At 41.3% G+C, this 1,313-nt stretch carries 2 protein-coding genes; one reads left to right on the top strand and one right to left on the bottom strand.

Going from position 1 to position 1,313, the window contains the following annotated elements; translation table 11 throughout:
• Positions 1-228 (top strand): hypothetical protein (locus QUA71_RS29130; protein WP_333290485.1); only part of this gene is annotated, 228 nt, incomplete at its 5' end.
• A 466-nt stretch (positions 229-694) separates the two neighbouring features.
• On the opposite strand, the gene QUA71_RS29125 is transcribed toward QUA71_RS29130, so the two are convergent.
• Complete coding sequence (locus tag QUA71_RS29125; RefSeq protein WP_445243840.1) at positions 695-1,084, bottom strand: transposase; 390 nt, start codon at positions 1,082-1,084, stop codon at positions 695-697.
• Positions 1,085-1,313: the final 229 nt, after the last annotated feature.

Below are 1,313 nucleotides of genomic sequence, written 5' to 3'. Positions count from 1 at the left end.
GCCCCAGCCAAAATTCTGGAAACAAAATATCCACCTTTATTGATGCTGGAGTCCTTGAATACAAAGCTTTTGGATGGGGAATTTGCGTATTCCGAGGATCGAGCCGTTTCCCTTAAAAAAGCCAACATATTGCGCCGTCCAAAAGCGAGTTTAGGGGTAGATACAGCCTTGGATTCAGAGCTTCTGAAACTGCCAGCGACCTTGTTTATTTCGCTCATTTTTATTTAACCTATCTATCAGTTTCCCCTATTTATGCAGCGCTGCCATCCGCGATCTCACGGAATTTACAGCACTTTCCCATGCTATGAGGTATAGTAGCAGCAATGAGCGAACCAATGTCTTAAACGGTTAGGATTCATCAAATTAAGGGCAAGTGCTGCGATCCTGGGGGTGACAAATATAGCTATAAACCTTGCCTGAGCAAGGTTCTAGTCCTGAGACCTTTTTGATAAAAGTGACGCTTATTACGAGTTAACTTCATTAACTCTTCCACAGGTTCAGCATATTTTTCAAGATAATTAACGCACTGTTGGCTATCATTGCCACTCCAGAATGTACTGCGCCTGCGATAAGTTATTTGGGGTTACTTGATGCGAAAAATTTACTTTTGTAAATGCTTTTTTTTGACTATATTACCTTTAATAATGTCACGACTATAGGCAATTGTAATCAAGAGGATCATTTTAATTGATCGCTATTCTCTTAACCCTGTACCCTCTAAATTATAGCCTCCTGTTTTGCAATCACGGAACATTTTCTCAATTCCCATCCGTTGCTTATAAGCAGCGATAGCTTCCGGTAAACAACCTAAGTTAGTTAGAATAAACCAGGCCTCGTTAACTGTCCATCCTTGATAATTTTTTTTCCATTTGCAGGCAACATCCAATCCTTCCAGTGGCTTAGTATTTCTAACTTTTACACTTTGAAAGTATAGAGATGTTCCGGGCGTTATCCGTAACTCATCTAACCATAGCCTGCAGCATATTTTCGGTTTCGATACAATGATTTGTTTGAGTCGTAAGCAAAAATACACATCTTGCTCTCTCAGCCAGTTGGCCAAATCTACTGAACAGAATTCAGGCATCGCCTAGTACCACGAGCTGATAATCTTTAAATAAGGGTAAAATAGTTGAGATGACGGCGCTCTGCTCATTGATATTACTGCTACCTCGTTTTGGTAACAGGGAGCAAGATAACGGGATTGCTCTTCGCGGACATATCAGACTAACCATAAACCTGGGGGGGTGACAAAGAGGTTTAGGAGATAGACGCAATCAGGGTTGCAGCCCGTATACCCTGTTGATAAAAGCGAC

Origin of the sequence: Microcoleus sp. MON1_C5 (assembly GCF_036701875.1) — a bacterium.
GTDB lineage: Bacteria > Cyanobacteriota > Cyanobacteriia > Cyanobacteriales > Microcoleaceae > Microcoleus.
Note: the sequence above shows the minus strand (reverse complement) of the source record. Positions and strands in the feature narration are given on the sequence as shown.

Bases quoted from the DNA above. Each gene is read 5' to 3' on its own strand.
- QUA71_RS29125 (WP_445243840.1), bottom strand. From the start codon at position 1,084: ATGCCTGAATTCTGTTCAGTAGATTTGGCCAACTGGCTGAGAGAGCAA.